Origin of the sequence: Vibrio chagasii, assembly GCF_024347355.1 — a bacterium.
Lineage (GTDB): Bacteria > Pseudomonadota > Gammaproteobacteria > Enterobacterales > Vibrionaceae > Vibrio > Vibrio chagasii.
Map to the genome: position 1 here is coordinate 2,015,317 of NZ_AP025465.1, position 19,432 is coordinate 2,034,748.

The following is a 19,432-nucleotide window of genomic DNA, read 5'->3' on the forward strand; positions in this document are numbered from 1 at the left end:
ATGACCTTTTGATTGGTTAAAATGGCATATAAAAATCAAATTTGTAACATAATCACCACTGAAAAATCATATATGCGCCTATTTGATTAATATTTTGAAGATAAAACTTATCTATCTATTTTATATCAATAATTCGGCTCGCCTTTTTGTACTGAATACGCCAGCCAGACCAAGTCGGTAATTCCCATCTTTTCGGCGGTGATTTTCTACTACCCGACTGATAATGAACGTAAATCAGCTTTCTTCCAACAAGGTACTCAACCTCCAAGTTCAAGTCAGCAAGAGTGAGCGAAAACGGGTACTTTTCAGCGAACTGTGTATATAGCCAACTAGGGATACCTTCAAAAGGAATGTCCGATGCGTCAAACATTTCGAGTTCACTGACATCGGTAACTCCTAGCACTTCAAGCTGCTCAATAAACCACGATTCAAAACTCAGTTGCTCGATATCGGAGGTAAACTTGGTTTGCTCATCCAGCCCAAGTTTGACGTACAGCTGCCAATGCTTGATCTCTCGAGTGCGAGCCTCAGCAAAACCAGGAAGCTGAGTACCACTTACCACCAGATCCACGATAGGTTTTAAAGACAACTGACCTTCTGCAGCAACCAGTTTTGTCGTGATTGTGCGACCTGCGTACACCAAATCCATCTCGGTAAACACACCATCATCATTGACCATAGTTTCACCCTGTTGCCATTCGCCAAGTTCCGCCTCGACCATCAGATCGAGCGTAAGCGGTGCTGTGGTCGTTGCGAGAGTCAGTGTCTGCTTAACCCCTCGCCCAGGAAGGCTGTGAGTATCCAACACCAACATAGCCTGCGCGTTATCAGGAAAACGATGCTGACGACCAAGTACTACCTCTAGTGACCCGTTAGCAAACGCCTCTCTTCTTTTTAAACGGCGCACAAACACCAATTCAGGATGCAGCTTAATGATGGTTTCAAGTAGAGCGGTACGTTGATAACGAGAGGCAACTTCCAACTGAGGAAGCTCAAACACTTCACGCATTTGCTCGGCAAGCCCTTGTGCTTCCGCCAAAGCTTGTTGGTCGATTTCTAGGTGTGGATAATCACAACCACGCACAATCTGAATCAACAAGGTTAAATCACAGCCCTCTTTTTCTTGCTGAGCGAGCGCTTCCAAATGTTCAGCATTATTGGGTAACTGATATAAACGAGCAGGCACAGACAATGCGGCGGTGAGATCGACCATCGCCTCTTTCAATGCTTTGGTTTTAATACGGGTAACAATATCGGCATACAAGGCATCAATCGGCAGTGGGTATAGCTTTTTGCCGTGCTCGGTAATTTGATGGTCGTGGTCAATCGCTTCCATCGTCAGCAAAGTTTGTGTTGCGCTGTGTAACGACTTTTCTGGAATGGGATCGAGGAAAGACAAACTCTCCAAAGTGAAGCCACTGCATGCCGCTGCCAACATCGGCTCAGTCAGCTCTTCACGCTGCAATTCTGGTGGCGTGACTAATTCTAATGCCGCATGCTCACCGTAAAAACGAACACAAACACCGTCCATTACCCTACCCGCACGCCCGGCACGTTGCTTGGCACTCGCGCGTGATATGGATTTCAGCATCAAGGTAGTTCTGCCATTACGTTGAACCGTTCTTCTTTCCAATCCAAAATCGATCACCACACCAATATCGGGAATGGTTAGCGAGGTTTCAGCCACGTTGGTTGCGAGAATGACCTTTCGCAAGCCTCTGCCATCGTTTCTATTACCACTTTCGTTACCCGTATTGCGACCAGATAACGCGAGGTCTCGCTCCTTGTCACTCACCGAGGCATGCAATTTAACAACTTGCAGATCCGGATGTTTTGCCAACGCTTGCTCACACTGCACAATCTCTTTCTTGCCGGGAAGGAAAACCAAGATATCGCCGTGCGATGCAATAAGTTGATGATTCACCTCTTCAGCGATGCGTTGCTCTAGATGCCGACTATCTGGCAAAGCCCTAGATTCATTTGCTCTGTGCTCGATATCAACCTGATAAGTTCGTCCCTCACAACTGATCCTGTTCGCTTGCAGATAACCAGCGAGGCGCTCCCCTTCGATGGTTGCCGATGTGATGACCAAACGGTGGCTCGCCTTCTGCTTGAGGATCGCCACCAGCAAGTCGATGTCCCAACGCCTTTCGTGAAATTCATCCACCACAATTACATCAAAACTCGCTAACCCATCTTCCGCTAACCAACGCAAGGCAATCCCGGGCGTAACGAACACTACATCAGTCTGCTCATTGTATTGTGCTTCAAGCTTGATGGCGTAACCCACTTTGCTGCCCAGCTTCTCACCCGACTCTTTCGCTAGAAACTTAGCTAACGATGTACAAGCGATTCTTCTTGGCTCAACCACCAGCACACGCCCATGTTGAGATGCCCAAATTGGCAAACGCGTTGATTTACCCGAACCGGTTTCAGCTTCTACAACAAGGTGAGAATCGGCGATCTGTTGATGGAAAGTACTTTGATAGCTATCGATGGGAAGTTGAGACATAAAAAGAGAGAGCCGCGAAAAAATGTGAGCAAAGTATAACGAATTATGACGTTAGAATTCGATAACTGTGGGATAGGAGAAAGAATATCATTTTGTTTGCCAAGATCGGGGAGAAACTATTTACAATTGAATAACTAAACCGTTATCATTTTTCAGTTACCATTTCTCCCATATTAGGCATCCAATGAACAACGATAAACGCCCTCTATATATCCCTTATGCTGGTCCTGCTCTACTAAGTACACCCCTTCTAAACAAAGGCAGCGCATTCACTGCTGAAGAGCGTAGCTCTTTTAACCTTGAAGGTTTGTTACCGGAAACAACGGAAACAATCCAAGAGCAAGTTGGACGTGCATATAAACAATATTGTAACTTCGAAAGTGATATGGATAAGCATATCTACCTTCGTAACATCCAAGACACTAATGAAACGCTTTTTTATCGTTTAGTTCAAAACCACATCTCTGAAATGATGCCTATCATTTACACGCCAACGGTTGGCGCAGCATGTGAGAACTTCTCAAATATCTACCGTCGTGGTCGTGGTCTGTTTATCTCTTACCCGAACCGCGATCGTATCGATGATCTACTGAATAATGCGACAAACCACAATGTTAAAGTTATCGTGGTTACGGACGGTGAGCGCATTCTTGGTTTGGGAGACCAAGGTATCGGTGGCATGGGTATTCCAATCGGTAAACTAGCACTGTACACAGCATGTGGCGGTATCAGCCCAGCTTACATGCTACCAATCGTGCTAGATGTTGGTACAAACAACCCTCAACGTCTTGCTGACCCAATGTACATGGGCTGGCGTCACCCTCGTATCACAGGTGCTGACTACGATGCATTCGTTGAAGAGTTCATCCAAGCCGTTCAACGTCGTTGGCCTGATGCGCTAGTTCAGTTCGAAGATTTCGCACAGAAGAACGCAATGCCTCTACTTGAGCGCTATAAAGATCGCATCTGTTGTTTCAACGATGATATCCAAGGTACAGCAGCGGTAACTGTGGGTTCTCTACTTGCAGCATGCAAAGCAGCAAACAGCAAACTTTCAGACCAACGTATCACCTTCTTGGGTGCAGGCTCTGCAGGTTGTGGTATCGCAGAAGCAATCATCGCTCAAATGGTGTCTGAAGGTATCAGCGACGAGCAAGCGCGCTCTCAAGTATACATGGTTGACCGTTGGGGCTTACTACAGGAAGGCATGCAGAACCTGCTTGATTTCCAACAGCGCCTAGTTCAAACCAACGCGAACACTAAAGACTGGGAAAGCGATGGTACTGGTTTCTCTCTACTAGACGTTGTTCGTCACGCAAAACCAACAGTATTGGTTGGTGTATCTGGTGCACCGGGTCTATTCAGCAAAGAAGTCATCAAAGAGATGAACCTTCACTGCGAACGCCCTATCGTGTTCCCACTATCGAACCCAACAAGCCGTGTTGAAGCAACACCAAACGACATCATTCGTTGGACAGATGGTAAAGCACTAGTCGCAACAGGTAGCCCATTTGAGCCAGTGGTTCACAACGGCACAACTTACCCAATCGCTCAGTGTAACAACAGCTACATCTTCCCAGGTATTGGCCTTGGTGTGTTGGCTGTGAACGCTTCACGTATCACTGACGAAATGCTAATGGAATCGAGCCGTGCACTTGCGACGTGTTCTCCACTAGCAATCAATGGTTCTGGTGCTCTACTTCCACCACTGGAAGAGATCCACACTGTATCTAAGAAGATTGCTTTTGCTGTTGGTAAGAAAGCGATCGAACAAGGTGTTGCACTAGAAATCACTGAAGAAGCACTACAACAAGCGATTGACCAGCACTTCTGGCAGCCGGTTTACCGTCGCTACAAGCGTACTGCATTCTAATAGAGCGTACTTGTTCTCAAATACCACTCTTACAAGAGCCTCTGCCATTGCAGGGGCTTTTTTCTTTACATTGTCTTGTCTTTTTAACTGATTTTTCTCATTTTTATTTGGTATTATCGAGCACTCAAAAAATAATGCTCAGTCAAAGGACTATGCCGAGAGTGAAATTCGATTCTCACATTTGCCGTAACTACTTATTAAAAGCATACAAAAAACTGCAAGGTTTTCTGTATGGCGCTTTCATTGTGTTCTTGATAGGCAGCGCTACAGTTATTGCGATCGATTATTGGGTTTCGTGGCAAGCCGAAGACCGCATCATCTATGACATCGATGAGGTGCCAGAAGTAGAGGTTGCCGTGGTACTGGGTACCAGCAAATACTTGGGTAGAACGCTCAACGACTATTACAAACATCGTATTGAAACGGCAATAGAACTGTTCGACCGTGAAAAAGTAGACCAATTTTTATTAAGTGGCGATAACGCTCACCGCTCTTACAATGAGCCGTGGACAATGAAGCGCGACTTGTTAAAAGCGGGGGTTCCTGATGAACGTATCAACCTCGACTACGCGGGCTTTAGAACCTTAGACTCGATTGTTCGTGCGAAAAAGATCTTCGATACCGACAACTTCCTAATCATCACTCAAAAATTCCACTGTGAACGAGCGCTATTTATCGCCAACTCATATGATATTCACGCGCAATGTTTGGCGGTTTCCGGGCCGACTCAACACTCCGGAACATCAATACGCTTACGTGAAGTGTTTGCTCGTACCAAAGCCTTCCTCGACCTATATATTATGGGTACAACCCCGAAATTCCTTGGCCCGAAAGAGCCGATTCAGCCTAGCCCAAAACAAGAAATATCACCAATTCCAAGCCCTATTTCTGCCCCTTCAGAGACCGATGTGTAGAAATCTACACATTTTGAATTTGTTGCCTCACATTTCCCTACTGTTACACAAAAACACACCAACGCCCCTTTATTAACTTAAGTAACATTCCCTCAACAAAGCCCAACCCTACATGAAGTCAATATTCCTCGAAAAACAATAAGCACAGCTCAATGAAGCAAGTGCATCCATAAACGAGGATAAACAAAAGGAGCGCCTTATGACGGCACTTGTTACTACACTGAAACACTGGTTGTTTACCCGCAACAGCATGATATTAATTGGTAATTTCACGCTATTCGCACTCTTGCTCAACACTCTTCCTTTCGAATCACAAGTCAATACTGGTTTGAGTATTCTCGTGTTCGTTGCGGTTCTATGGTTAACCGAAGCTATTCATGTCAGCATCACCGCTCTGCTTGTTCCACTCTTGGCTGTCCTGTTTGGTGTCTTCAACACGCCCGCTGCATTGGCGAACTTCTCTAACCCAATCATCTTCCTATTTTTGGGTGGTTTTGCTCTTGCTGCCGCGCTCAACAAGCAAGAACTTGATAAAGCGATTGCCGACAAAGTACTGCTGATTGCAAAAGGCAGAATGTCGGTCGCAGTATTCATGCTATTCGGTGTGAGTGCTGGTTTGTCGATGTGGATTTCTAACACAGCAACGACCGCAATGATGCTTCCTCTTGTACTTGGTATCATGAACAAAGTAGACCAAAGTGAAGACCGCAATACTTACGTGTTCGTGCTACTGGGTATCGCTTACTGTGCGTCTATCGGTGGTATCGCAACCCTAGTAGGTAGCCCACCGAACGCTATCGCTGCAGCAGAAGTTGGCCTTAGCTTCACAGAGTGGATGGCACTTGGCCTGCCAATCTCGATGATTCTATTGCCAATCGCAATGTTGATTCTTTACGTGATGACCAAGCCAAAACTAAACCACAAGTTCGAGCTAGACCACGCGCCAGTAGAATGGACAAACAGCAAGAAAATCACACTGTCTATCTTCCTACTCACCGTGACTCTGTGGATTTTCGGTAAACCAATCAACGCAATGATCGGCGGCTTCTCTAAGTTCGATAGCTTAGTTGCAATTGGTGCAATCGTACTGCTGGGCACTTCTAGAGCGGTAGAATGGAAAGATGTTGAAAAGACAACCGACTGGGGTGTATTGATTCTATTCGGTGGTGGTATCTGTCTAAGTAACATCCTTAAAGCGACTGGTACCAGTGTATTCCTAGCGCATTCACTAAGTGGCTTCTTAGAGACAGCAGGTGTGCTACTAACGATTCTAGCGGTAGTCGCGTTCGTGGTATTCCTAACAGAATTTGCGAGTAACACAGCAAGTGCAGCATTGTTAGTACCAGTATTCGCCACCATTGCTGAAGCATTAGGTATGTCGCCAGTTATCCTGTCTGCATTAATCGCTGTCGCTGCATCTTGTGCCTTCATGTTACCTGTTGCAACACCACCAAACGCGATTGTATTTGGCTCAGGTCATATCAAGCAGAAAGAGATGATGCGAATTGGTATGGTTCTAAACCTAGTTTGTATCCTAGTGCTAACACTGTTCGCTTGGATCTTCTGGTAATAAACACTGATAAGAGATCTGCATAAGCAAATGCTCTGACGAAACTGGCTGCAGTTCCCCCGCTCAGCCAGTATAAAAATGCCCACTCAATGTGAAGCCATCATTTACTTGAGGCTATCACTAAGCGGGCATTTAAAAAGAAGAATAAAACGATTTCCCTTTTTGGTGGCTCCTCGCCACCTTTTTTGTTTGGGTGTTTGCATACCTATCAAGCAACCATTCCCATTTGGATAACGCCTTCTTACGCCACACTCGGCACAACACGCGTCCAGCCGATAAGCAACATAGAGGCGCACAGCACCAACACCACTGTTGCCAGCGACAGAGTCGACACTAAGCTTTAGCGATAGCTAAACACATACACAGCCCCTAGATAAGCCGCGTATGGCACCAGAGAAAACAGGCCAAACAGTGCGGTAGTACGCAGCTCTACCATGGTTTGCTCTGTGCCGACAATATAATGAGCAATCAAGGCAAAAGTAGGAAACAAAGGTACAAGCCCTGATACATAAAAACTCTTACTTTTCGACAACAGTGCAATCAACAAAACCGCTGCAGCACCAAGCAAACATTTAAAGAACAATGAGATCATTTCAATACGTTATCCAAACAAACCAACAAAAACTCTAGAGAGTAAACTCATACAGCGCCCACAAAAACGCCACACATCACATATTCACGTGTGGCTTATAAAACAATCAAAATAATTTGCAGATTAGTGGCTCAAGATCACCTGATTGCGTCCTGAATGTTTAGCTTGATAGAGCGCCTCGTCAGCGCGAGCAATCGTCTCTGTCACCCTCTCTTGCTTCATTTCAGCAACACCAATGCTGCAGGTCAGTGGGTCACCATGAACCCAAAGGTGTTGGCTAACTAAGAGGAGAATTTTCTCAGCTTTTCTTTGCGCTTCGCCAAGATCAGTCTCAGGGCAAAAAACAATGAACTCTTCACCACCCCATCTCACCAATATATCTGTCGGGCTGATTGCACTACCGACCACCATACTAAATTCTCTTAGAATATGGTCACCCATTTGATGGCCGTATTTGTCGTTCACACTCTTGAAGTAATCAATATCAAGATAGAGCATGCTTAACTTACCGTGCCCTTGTTTGACATGTTGTGACTGCATCTTCAGCCAGTCTCGAATCGCATGCCTGTTAAGGATTCCGGTCAATTCATCACGATGCGCCATTTCCGAGAACTCAAAGTTTTGCTCTCTTAATGCTCGGTTAACGTTCTTAAGATGATGATGTCTTTTCTCGGCAATCACCATACGTTTGCGCGAGTTGTGTAACTCTGAAATTAAGAATACGGTGCCAGTACCAACCCAAACAAACAGCAAGATTAAGAACAAGCTCTCGGCGGTGATGTAAGAGCCCTCAAATTCGATACTACGAATAACAATGCGATGATGCCCAAGTTTTGCGCCTGATGCCGTCGCGAACTCCACCATATTTACGTTGGAATACTCGGGAGCAGAGTGCTCTAGCGCGATGTCATTATCTGCAAGCCACCATGTCATCACTTGCAGGTTTTTAATCGGTATTTCAATCACGCCGCCATCGACACCTGGCGAAAACTCCATGCCATTGTACTTATGCGTGTACTCATTATCCGGAACCGAATAAGCAGGGTTGTAATTGCGTAGGTAAGTTCGTAAACGGCCGCTAGAGTCCGCTTCCGCGTGGTAATCGATGTTGACTCTAAAAGTGTGATACTGGGAAAGGTCGAGGCCAACCGTGATGTCTGGGTCAATACGAATCGACAAGCCACAATAAGGCCAAGGGTACTCAGACTCTTTCAGTTCACAATCAAGAATGTACTGCCCATTAGCAAAGGATAATTGAGACGTACTCACGCCTCTATCGACCTGATCACTGGTTGCAATAAACTCATATTTGTCTGGTGTAATTGCCGTTATCACGCGATTTCCGCTAACACGGTAGTACTGCACTATGGCAAGCGTCGCGATAACTAAAAAGATGACTATCTTATGGATCCACTTCACATCTAAGCTTCCGGCATATATCCCTATCTTTGGGATTTCACGATATAAAATAAGTGACGTAAATTAGTGATCTTAATGCCAAAAATTTACTAAAAACCGTTATATCACGCCTGAACAAAATGTCATACTATATTTTTATGCTTATATTTCATGCTAATTATTTACGCCGAGAATCAAGTATTATTGCGTATAAAAACAGGCGCCATTTGTTATACTCATCGCATAATCATCGCTAACCGTACTGCCTGTTCACAGCGCAAACGAGTCGGCGAAATAATAATCAAAATACAATGAGTAATGTCATGTCTTTATTAGCGAAAGGAACACTCAAGAAGATGAGTGCTTCCCTTGATGGCGCGGTAACCTACCGTTTGCCTGTAGGCGAAGAGTATGTAGAACTAAACCCTCTGATTGGTAAAACCATCAACCTCACCCACACTGGCAATATTTTTTGCTGCTCTTGTGGCAAGAAAACCAAGAAGAGTTACTCTCAAGGCCACTGCTTTGTGTGTATGAAAAAGCTAGCAAGTTGCGACATGTGCATCATGAAGCCAGAGACTTGCCACTACGATGAAGGCACCTGTCGTGAGCCTGAATGGGGCGAAGCAAACTGCATGGTTGATCACTTCGTTTACCTGTCGAACACATCAAGCCTAAAAGTAGGTATCACTCGTCACACGCAGATCCCTACCCGTTGGATTGACCAAGGCGCAACACAAGGCCTACCAATCCTTAAGGTTAAAACTCGCCAAATCTCTGGCCTGATCGAAGTTGAGTTAGCAAAACACATTGCTGATAAAACTAACTGGCGCACACTGCTGAAAGGCGATGGCGACGACATGGAACTGGTAGAGAAAGCAAAAGAGCTGCTTCCACTGGTGGAAGATAAGATCCAAGAGATCAAAGCAAAATTCGGTGACGATGCTATCGAAGTGTTGAGTGAGAACATCACTTCACTAAGCTACCCAGTTGAACAGCACCCGGTGAAGATTGTTTCGCATAACTTTGATAAGAACCCTGAAGTGTCTGGCGTGCTGCAAGGCATTAAAGGCCAATACCTAATCCTTGATACGGGCGTGATTAACATCCGTAAATTTGGTTCTTACGAAGTTGAGGTCTCTGCTTAAACAGCGGAGCACCATGACAAGTGAGATACAAAAATGCCCTGAGGCTTCTGCTTCAGGGCATTTTTATTTCAGATGAGACGATCCGCTTTAAAAAATAATGAGAAAAGACTAGAGCGCGACCATATCCCCATCTACACAGTTCTTACCATTGGCTTTAGCGCGATAAAGAGATTGATCAGTGAGGTTAACCAAAGCATCGATCGTCATGCGCTCTTCACACGCAAGGCTATCACTCATACCAATACTAACACTCGAATTGAATCGAGTCTGTTCGTCGATTTTAAACTCTGCTTGATTAAACTGTTGACGAATTTGTTCAGAGATTTCATGTGACATTTCTGACGTTGCATTTGGAAGGAAGACGATGAACTCTTCACCACCCCAGCGACCCGCAACACCGCCCACACTCTCAACACTGCGCTTAGTAATATTAGCCAACGCACAGATCACCTCGTCACCGACCATGTGACCGTATGTATCATTAATCGATTTAAAATCATCAATATCGAGCAGCATACACACAAGGTGATTGTCAGAGGTCATGTGTTCTCTAAACCACTCATAAATAGCTCGACGATTGAGTAAGTCCGTCATCTCATCGTAATTCGCTTGATGCACGAGCTGCTTTTCTAGCATCACTTTCTGGGTGACATCTTCAAGCACAACCTGCATGGCTGGCTTACCTTCCCAGATAACTGCGTTGTCATAGATATTGAAAAATCGATGGACACCATCCAAGCCGATATTCTCAACCACATTACTGGTACCCGACGGCTCACCCGACATGACAGTCTGGTAACGTTGATAAATACTTTCTACGTTTTGTTTTGGCACCAAATCAAGAATAGAGTCGAGCTGCAATACCTGCTCTATCGACTTGCCACCTTGTAAGTTCACCCAAGATTGGTTAACCATCAAAGGTTTAAAATCTCGGTGTACTAATATTCCCTGCCCCGATTGCATGATCATATCGCGATACATTTGGTCTTGTTTGCGGACAATATTCTGCAGCTGAATAGCTGGGCTAAGGTCAATAACGGTCACTTGTAGCGCCGGTCTTCCCTGCCACTCTGTGACATGATCAATAGAAAAAACCGTGAACTCTCTGCCGTTTCGGTCCACATTGGTAAAGGTGTGAACTTGTGGGTCTCGTTGACCACTAACCGTTTCAAGATAGTTTTGGTAGGCGAGAACATGGAACTCTTCAGGAATTAGATCCAGAAAGCTGTCAATATTGGCCAATAATTCTTCGGGAGATTGGTAACCATAAATACGAGCATAGTTAGCATCGACACTAACCACATTCATATCTTGAATAATTATGACACCGTAAGTGGATTCGAAATTTATAGAAAACATTGCCAACTCCGCAATCTAGCTACACTTCATAAAATGGAGCATAACAACACGCCCTGCCAACGCTTCCATATATTCTCTTACGCGCTTAGGGACATTAATACAAACCGTAGTATATCGTACTGCTGACCGCTTCTCTACAATTCAATCGCTAGCACGACTTAGTAAAAGTAGACAAGTTTCTCAATCTGATTACGCGCGCCAAAAAACAGAAATAGATAACCTATAGCAATGTTATGATTAACTTTTCTGTCTTTTGGCTTCTTTGGTTTCTATCTGTTCTAGTTTCTGTTTTCTTAGCTTAAACAGCACTAGCACTACTCATCCCAATCAGAGAAATAAGCAACTAAGAAGTCTATCGCTAGCCGTGCTCTCTGAGGCAGAAAGCGTCGGTTCTGATACACAATCCAACTGCTTGTGCCCGAGCCCCAATACTCTTCTAGCACAGGAACCAGCTTGCCATTGGTTAGCCCCCCATTAAAACTACTTCTAGGAAGGTACACAACGCCGAGTCCCTCTTCACAAGCTTTCAGTACCGCGCTTGAATTGTTACTTCTCCATCGACCATGCACTCTTACCGCATTCAATGGCTTTCCATTTTGCTCAAACAGCCATTGGTCACTATTGGCAATAATGCAGCTGTGTTGTTTTAACTGTTCTGGATGAGTGGGGGCGCCATATTGCTCGATATACGCTTTGCTTGCCGCGGCTGCCATTGGGCGATCAACCAACTTTCTTGCCACCAGCCCTGAGTCATCTAACCGACCGTAACGAATCGCGAAGTCGATACCGTCTTCAATAAAGTTCACCATCTTGGTGTTGAAGTTCATTTCAATGGTTAGATCTGGATGAGACTTTGCAAACTCCATCAGCGCTGCCGCAACATGATTCTCGGCAAATGCGCCCGCCGCACTAACACGCAATGTACCGCTAAGCTGAGTTTGTTGAGACGTAACTTGCTCATTGGCTTGTTGTAGCCCAATAACTAAATCTTTGCACTGTTGGTAGTAAGTATGTCCAGACTCAGTCAGGCTCACCATGCGCGTTGAACGGGCAAGCAAAGCCACCCCAACTCGCTCTTCTAACCTTGAAACTTGTCGACTCACATGGCTGGTACTGCAACCTAACTGCTTAGCGGCCGCAGAAAAACCGTGGCATTCGGCAACCGCAACGAATTCGTTAATCCCTTCAAAGCTATCCATACTTAACCTACTCGCGTTTTATCTTTGCTATATAGCAACAATGTTTTGCCTTTTAAGTATATTATCACCTAAATGATTTGGAACTAGTATTAGATGTAACAAGGCGGCGATAGCTAAGTCACAGTGCACAGGCTAACACCAAGCACTAGTGCTTAGAGAAAAGCGCCAACCTACAAATAGAAAAGCAGCAGCTCAAAGAGACGAATCATGAAAAAAATACTAATTCCAGTAACTAACCACGCGACACTTGGCGAGACAGATCAAGCGAACGGCACTTATGCTCCAGAACTTACCCACACTCTGAAAGAGATCTTGGCTGCTGGGTTCGAATACGACATCGCTTCTATAAATGGTGGCAAAGCACCTCTATACGGAACCGATATTGAAGGCGATACGGTTAATGCTGAAATCTTGGCGAATGATGACTTCCAAAACCGCATTAACAACACGATTCCAGTAAGCCAAATCAATGCAGACAGCTATGATGCGATCTTCTACCCAGGTGGTTTTGGCCTGCTTTCAGACCTAGCATCTAATGAACAATTCGCTAGCATCGCTGCCAAGCATTATGAAGACGGTGGCGTTGTCGCGGCAGTATGTCATGGCCCAGCAGCCCTGCTACCTATCGTATTGAGCAATGGCGAAACACTTCTGAGCTCTAAATCAGTGACTGGCTTTACACGTGAAGAAGAGATCGACTTTGGCACCATCAACGACATTCCATTCCTACTGGAAGAGTCGCTAGCTCGTGGGGCAGCACGTTTCAACAAGGTTCAACCTTGGCAAGAGCTTGTGATTGTTGATGAGCGAGTAATTACTGGTCAAAACCCTACAAGCGCACACGCTGTCGGTGTCGCGATTGTTGAGCACCTTTCTTAATCGAGCCATAGCTTGATGGATCTATAGCTTGTCCGACTCAACTACACGAGCCCCCTAAATAAGGCTAAAAAAAAGAGCATACTTCAGACTCAATATTCTTGAGAGAAATATGCTCTTTTCTAATTCTGCAACCCGCTTTTAGTTATTTCTAACAATGCCCTCGAGCACGTTGAACAGTAAGTCAATTTCTTCAATCGAGTTGTAATGCATACAACCAATACGCACTACCCCCTGCTCTTCGATACCCAACTGCTTCACCAAACCTAATGCGTAGAAGTGTCCGTTCCACACACAGATATTATGCTCGCCCAGCTTCTTCGCAATGAACTCTGGAGAGTGGTTATCAAAGGTGATAGCGAATGTTGGCGTCCTTAGGTTCGAATCAAACTCTGTCTTACCGTAGAGTTTAGCGCCTTCTAGATCGCCCAAGCGTTTTAGGAAATACTCACTCAACTGGCTTTCATGCTTATTGTAAAGCGCGTAGCTTTGCTCTAAGCGAGAACGTAATGAGTCGGTTGGCTCACCAAATTGTGCCAAGTAATCCACCGCAGCAATCACGCCCGCGAGGCCTTCAAAGCTCTGTGTTCCTGTTTCAAAACGACCAGGCCCGATGTTAGTGGCTGGCTCAACCTTATATGGTTTTAACGTATGTAGCCATTGAGGCGCCACGTAAGCAATACCAACATGAGGGCCAAAAAACTTGTAAGCCGAACACGCTAAGAAATCACAGTTCAGTTGTTGAACATCGATCAAGTGATGAGGAGCGTAGTGAACCGCGTCAACATAAACCTGAGCGCCGTATTGGTGTGCAAGCTCGATGACTTTCTCCACATCAACAATTGAGCCAGTGGTATTTGAAGCAAACGTCACGGCAACCAGTTTGGTTTTCTCGTTCAGTAACGACTCAAAGTGTGCCATATCTAGGCTGCAATCCGACTCCTCAACACGAACTTGACGAACAATCGCACCTTTATCGTCTGCTGCTTGTTGCCAGCTCGATACATTCGAGTAGTGATCTAGCGCGGTAACAATCACCTCATCGCCAGCTTGCCAATCGCGGCTGATCGCTCGGCTAAGCTGAAATGTCAGCGAAGTCATGTTGGCACCAAACACAACATTGCCAGAAGATTCAGCATTCAGTAACGCTTGCACCGACTCTCGCGCTTGCTGCATCAAGCCTGTCGTCTTCTGGCTCGAAAAGTAGTGACCGCCCAAGTTGGAATTAAAGTGACCAAGGTATTCTGTCATCGACGCAAGAACATTTTCAGGAACCTGAGAGCCACCCGGGCCATCAAAAAAGGTAACCGGCTTACCGGCATGGTATTGGCCTAACGCACTGAACTGCTGACGTACATCATTAAGAGTGAAGGACATTGCGCGCATCCTTAGCCGTTAGCACAAACAAATCCATGTAGCCCATCTCATCGTGGTCTATGGTGCGAATTGGTTGTGCGTTGTGCCACAGCTTACTGTCTGCAAGCATTGTAACATCACCATTTTCAAGAACTTTTCTAAAGAACGGCGCTTCATGAGAATCTTGGTACAGCATGATTTCGCCACCAACAATGTTGTGACGGTTCACGCCAACTAGGGCAATGTGGTCGAAGCCATCTTGGTGCACGCCTTCTGGCGCAACCTGTGTCTCTTCATAAATGGCAGCGATACGAATTTGGTGGATTTCGATTTCTTGTCCATCTTCAAGCCCGTTAGTTTCAATAAACAGTTCACACATCTCTTGCATGCCTTCGCTGCTAAGAATTGGTGCTTCAATTGGCTCGAATTGACGAACAACATCACCTTGGAAGTGGTTGATGTCTTCAGACTGGACGAAGTCATGTTTGTCTAGCTCAACGACTTGTCCATTACTGAATTCAACCACAGAGTACCTTCTCAATCGGTACTGTCCGTCTGCGTGCTCTGTGCTAGGTAGCTTAGAGAAAGAAGGTGACAGCTCCTTAACCGCGTGGTTACTGAGATGGGTAATATGTAGGGTGTTTTCGTGAGCGTGTAACATCATCGACTCCTTAATGATTGTTAATTTACTTTCGACATTTAACGTTTTGTTTACATAAAAGGATACTTGAAGATCTTGCCAAATCAACAATAAACAATCATTTATCCCGTCATAATTAATAATTCAGATTGTAAAACCAAGTTTAAAATAAAAAGCAGTGTATAACACCAGAACAAAAGATGACCAACTCTTAAAACTAGCACACTTCACTAGCTAGTTATAAACACCTATAAAATCAAATTTAACGATATTATTAACTAGCGCGCTGTGTTTATTATTTTGTCAGCAATTACCCACTAATACGTCAGCCGCAGCATCTAGGCTCATCCCACTACTTCGACATACTTTATTTGTATGTTTTTGCACATCGAAATACGACCAACCTATCAGTGGCCAAGCTATTGATTATTTACACAACAAACTGGAATTGGTTAATTTATGAGTAAGCCAGAATCCACACGCCTTTGCTTGCGCGTCTGGAACAGGTCGAGTTCGGGGGGAACTCGGCCGCCCCAAATGGTTTGATTCTTTTAAGGGAGTAAGTTGGTTGTTCTTTTAGTCTGGAAAGTGTTTGAAGTGGAATATTTCGGTTGAGAATGTGGAAATCCACTATGACCATGGATTTAGCTCCGAGAGAATCGGCACATGTTTACAAACGAGATGTGCTCTTCCTTAACATATTTATGCCCGGAAACAATTCAGAGCAAAAGCTGTTGCGTACTTCGAACCGAATAATTTCCCCTATTAAAAGGGCTCTTCTCCGCTTACGTGAGCTTGATATTTGGGTAAAAGATAGAATAGGTGTCTGGAACCGACGTTTGTCTGATCTTTGAGTTGAAATGTTCGATATCTTTTACTCCTCAAGCTCTTCGCCTGAGCAAACCAATGGAGACATTTCCAGCCTCTACTCGAGCGTTAGTTAATTTGTATTTCGCGTAGTTAAAGATACCAACCTTCCTTTCTAGAAGTGCATCAGCAATGTTACTTAATGAGAGAATTCGAGTCGATTTCGCAAGACGACTCCAAGCTTCGAGTTCAGCCACCATTGTCTTGTAACAAGGCTCATCCCAAATCGCTTGTAGCTGCTCTTTCAGCATATAAATGATGCATAGGGTCTTATTGCTTTCGAGTAAATCTTCGAGCCTGTTGGATTGTTTATCATTCAACTTGATCGCATTTTTCAGTAAGAGAAAGAGCGTGCCTTTGAGTATTGTCTTCTCCTCGTGGGAGTAGTTCTTAAACGCTTTTGCTCTCGCTTTTTTCATAAACATGCAGTAGTTCTTCATCACATGAAATCGGTCGAAGGCGACATCTGCGTTGGGCAACATTTTCCTAACAGCTGATTGATAAGCTTACCCCATATCCATTGAAACTGCCTTAATCCCCTCTCTCGTTGTTACTGATAACCGCTTAGGGAAGAGATGAGTACTTTGGCTTTTCGATCATGATCTACCCAAATGAGGTGGCCAGAAACTAGGTCATATAGTCATGCCTCTTCGCTCGTGCTACCTCATCAACACCAATATGCATTAGGTTGGTCAATTTCTCAGACTCCAAGGAAGGTAAACTCGCTCGCAAGTACTCCCTATCGATATTCTGGGCGGTTTCCCAGCGAATACCTAAATGTTGATAAACAGCATGGATACTCATATTGCGGCATAAACCGCTGATGAGCTTGCAAAATCGGGCCGTGTAACGACTTCCTTTGGCAACATATTCAGTAGGTTCAATCAACCTTCTACCGATTTGGTCTGGAGTCTGAGCGAACTCTACTTCAATCGTACATGGTCGGCCACTAACAGGAAGATCTTGAATCCGCCTTCGAATGTAGTGCTCGACGGTGCAAGGAGAGTCTGTCATCGGCTTCTTAACTTTAAACCGCCTGTCTCGACGACAACGAACTAATAGCGATTGAGAGGCTTCTTCTATTGAAAAAGACTCATACATTGCCCCTTAAAGCGAAACAATGTGGAAGATAATAACGGCAAGGTAAACCACTAATTTTCTAGAGAAAGAAGCATTGTAAATCAGAGTATTATCAATAAACCTCGTATGTATTCAGACTCATTTAACCGGAGAAGAGACATCATACCCATAAGTCACACATTGCTATGTTACAACTTAAATTCACAAAATAAGTTTTCACATATGAAAATTAAACCAGTTGAATATGAGAACGTAACCTCAGTTTTAAAAAATTTAATGGATAGAATACTTAGATTAAATAAATGTTAAAAAAGAGAAAGGTATTATGAAGAAAATAGCCATAGAGCTATTACAAAGCATGGTCAAAAAAATATTTGTTGACGCGCAGCTTTCAGATAAACAAGCAAGCGAATTAACAGAGCAATTGCTTTATTCTGAGCAACACGGTATGACTTCTAACGGTTTGGTTAGAGTTAAGTGGATAATCGACCAATTACATAAATACCTAAAAAAATCGCCAATACAGCTGTTGATAAACGAGATGACAGAACTATATGACGCAATTGGTGTGCTAGGTTATGCTGTTTTGAACGAAATCGTTAAGCAACAAGGATCTGCTAAAAGTAAAAAAATAACATCGAGCCTGTAATTTAAATTGTGTATCTGCTTATAATTAAGCCAGTCATGGCTAAGGATAAGCAATATGGATAAGAAAGCTTTAGAAGCCTTCGCTCGCGAAGCCGCTAAGTCAATTAAGACTCCTTCGGATCTTGATGACTTCAGGAAAATGTTAACCAAGGTGACGGTTGAGACAGCTTTAAATGCTGAACTTGATGATCACCTTGGCTACGAAAAACACTCACCGACCAACGATAGTAACAGTCGAAATGGCTACTCATCTAAACGCCTAATTACTGACGATGGTGAGATCCAACTAGAAATCCCTCGTGACCGTGACGCGTCCTTTGAACCCAAGCTCGTTCGTAAGCATCAAACTCGATTCCAATCGATGGACGACAAGATCTTAAGCTTGTATGCCAAAGGAATGACTACCCGAGAAATCGTCGCAACCTTCAAAGAAATGTACGATGCTGATATCTCCGCCAGTCTAATATCTAAAGTCACTGATGCTGTTTTAGAACAAGTTGTTGAGTGGCAAGCCCGCCCTCTTGATTCGGTTTATCCCGTCGTTTACCTAGACTGCATTGTTGTGAAGGTGCGCCAAAATAAGCAAGTCATCAACAAAGCCATTTACCTTGCTCTCGGTGTCAATATGGAAGGTCAGAAAGAACTTCTTGGGATGTGGATGTCCGAAACTGAAGGGGCGAAGTTCTGGCTCAGTGTACTTACCGAACTTCAAAATCGTGGTGTAAATGATATCCTCATCGCTTGTGTTGATGGCCTCAAGGGCTTTCCTGATGCCATCAATGCCGTTTATCCAAAAACTCAAATCCAGCTCTGTATCGTACACATGGTACGAAACTCAATGAAATACGTTCCGTGGAAAGATTACAAGACTATTACCGCAGACTTAAAGGAAATCTATCAAGCTACGACTGAAGATGAAGCTCTGTTGGCGCTAGAGCACTTTGGTGATAAATGGGATGAAAAGTACCCTCAAATCAGCCGCTCGTGGACGGCTCATTGGGATAACCTCAACACTCTGTTCAGCTATCCTCAAGATATCCGCAGAGCTATCTACACGACCAATGCGATAGAATCACTAAATAGCGTCATCAGGAAAGCGACCAAGAAACGTAAGCTGTTCCCGACAGATGAATCCGCCAAAAAGGTGGTGTACCTGGCGATTATGGATGCTTCCAAGAGGTGGACAATGCCAATTCATCACTGGAAGCAAGCGCTAAACCGTTTTATGATTATGTTCGAAGATCGATTAACTGAATACTTGTAACCAAGAGCAGTTACACAGAATTATTTACAGGGTCTTTTTAGATTCTCACTACTCAGTGATACCGGTGATACAACGCATGAGTGTAAGCGATTTCGTGTTACCTCAACTAATTAAGATTATGCTAACTTAGCAAGAT

The 19,432-nt window shown here is 44.4% G+C and carries 13 protein-coding genes and 2 pseudogenes; 7 read left to right on the top strand and 8 right to left on the bottom strand.

The features are described 5' to 3' along the window. Positions 1 to 115: 115 nt before the first annotated feature. Positions 116 to 2,512, bottom strand: a complete 2,397-nt coding sequence (locus OCV52_RS09270; RefSeq protein ID WP_137408590.1) for a helicase-related protein — start codon at positions 2,510 to 2,512, stop codon at positions 116 to 118. Between the two features lie 184 nt (positions 2,513 to 2,696). Here OCV52_RS09270 and OCV52_RS09275 point away from each other — a divergent pair, with 184 nt between their 5' ends. From OCV52_RS09275 to OCV52_RS09285, 3 genes are all read left to right on the top strand, one after another. Next, the gene (locus tag OCV52_RS09275) at positions 2,697 to 4,385 is read left to right on the top strand and encodes an NAD-dependent malic enzyme (protein WP_061032752.1); all 1,689 of its coding nucleotides are present in this window, start codon (positions 2,697 to 2,699) and stop codon (positions 4,383 to 4,385) included. Between the two features lie 161 nt (positions 4,386 to 4,546). Beyond that, positions 4,547 to 5,299 (top strand): SanA/YdcF family protein, encoded by a 753-nt coding sequence (locus OCV52_RS09280; RefSeq protein ID WP_137408591.1) that lies wholly within the window; start codon positions 4,547 to 4,549, stop codon positions 5,297 to 5,299. A 199-nt stretch (positions 5,300 to 5,498) separates the two neighbouring features. Further along, positions 5,499 to 6,869, top strand: coding sequence for an SLC13 family permease (locus OCV52_RS09285; RefSeq protein ID WP_137408592.1), 1,371 nt, complete (start codon positions 5,499 to 5,501; stop codon positions 6,867 to 6,869). Between the two features lie 241 nt (positions 6,870 to 7,110). On the opposite strand, the pseudogene OCV52_RS09290 reads toward OCV52_RS09285, so the two are convergent. Both OCV52_RS09290 and OCV52_RS09295 read right to left on the bottom strand, forming a co-directional pair. Beyond that, positions 7,111 to 7,461: pseudogene (locus OCV52_RS09290) on the bottom strand (GlpM family protein). 123 nt (positions 7,462 to 7,584) lie between these two features. Then, the gene (locus tag OCV52_RS09295; protein WP_137408593.1) at positions 7,585 to 8,880 is read right to left on the bottom strand and encodes a GGDEF domain-containing protein; all 1,296 of its coding nucleotides are present in this window, start codon (positions 8,878 to 8,880) and stop codon (positions 7,585 to 7,587) included. Positions 8,881 to 9,182: 302 nt separating this feature from the next. Here OCV52_RS09295 and OCV52_RS09300 point away from each other — a divergent pair, with 302 nt between their 5' ends. Next, the gene (locus OCV52_RS09300) at positions 9,183 to 10,007 is read left to right on the top strand and encodes a DUF2797 domain-containing protein (protein ID WP_137408594.1); all 825 of its coding nucleotides are present in this window, start codon (positions 9,183 to 9,185) and stop codon (positions 10,005 to 10,007) included. Between the two features lie 108 nt (positions 10,008 to 10,115). On the opposite strand, the gene OCV52_RS09305 is transcribed toward OCV52_RS09300, so the two are convergent. Then, positions 10,116 to 11,366, bottom strand: coding sequence for a sensor domain-containing diguanylate cyclase (locus tag OCV52_RS09305; RefSeq protein ID WP_019821838.1), 1,251 nt, complete (start codon positions 11,364 to 11,366; stop codon positions 10,116 to 10,118). Positions 11,367 to 11,680: 314 nt separating this feature from the next. Then, positions 11,681 to 12,565 (bottom strand): LysR family transcriptional regulator, encoded by an 885-nt coding sequence (locus OCV52_RS09310; RefSeq protein ID WP_137408595.1) that lies wholly within the window; start codon positions 12,563 to 12,565, stop codon positions 11,681 to 11,683. A gap of 207 nt (positions 12,566 to 12,772) precedes the next feature. Here OCV52_RS09310 and OCV52_RS09315 point away from each other — a divergent pair, with 207 nt between their 5' ends. After that, positions 12,773 to 13,444: a type 1 glutamine amidotransferase domain-containing protein gene (locus OCV52_RS09315; protein ID WP_137408596.1), complete on the top strand. Its 672-nt coding sequence runs from the start codon at positions 12,773 to 12,775 to the stop codon at positions 13,442 to 13,444. 138 nt (positions 13,445 to 13,582) lie between these two features. On the opposite strand, the gene OCV52_RS09320 is transcribed toward OCV52_RS09315, so the two are convergent. The 3 genes and pseudogenes from OCV52_RS09320 to OCV52_RS09330 form a co-directional block, all read right to left on the bottom strand. Further along, entirely contained in the window at positions 13,583 to 14,818 is a 1,236-nt protein-coding gene (locus OCV52_RS09320) for a cysteine desulfurase-like protein (protein WP_137408597.1), read from the bottom strand. Further along, positions 14,802 to 15,458, bottom strand: a complete 657-nt coding sequence (locus OCV52_RS09325) for a 2OG-Fe dioxygenase family protein (RefSeq protein WP_102424225.1) — start codon at positions 15,456 to 15,458, stop codon at positions 14,802 to 14,804. The genes OCV52_RS09320 and OCV52_RS09325 overlap by 17 nt, the downstream gene beginning before the upstream one ends. A 764-nt stretch (positions 15,459 to 16,222) precedes the next feature. Further along, a pseudogene (locus tag OCV52_RS09330) lies at positions 16,223 to 17,446 on the bottom strand (ISL3 family transposase). 263 nt (positions 17,447 to 17,709) lie between these two features. On the opposite strand from OCV52_RS09330, the gene OCV52_RS09335 reads away from it, so the two are divergent. After that, positions 17,710 to 18,033, top strand: coding sequence for an Ldh family oxidoreductase (locus tag OCV52_RS09335; RefSeq protein WP_137408598.1), 324 nt, complete (start codon positions 17,710 to 17,712; stop codon positions 18,031 to 18,033). Between the two features lie 54 nt (positions 18,034 to 18,087). After that, entirely contained in the window at positions 18,088 to 19,296 is a 1,209-nt protein-coding gene (locus tag OCV52_RS09340; protein ID WP_137409203.1) for an IS256 family transposase, read from the top strand. Positions 19,297 to 19,432 lie beyond the last annotated feature (136 nt).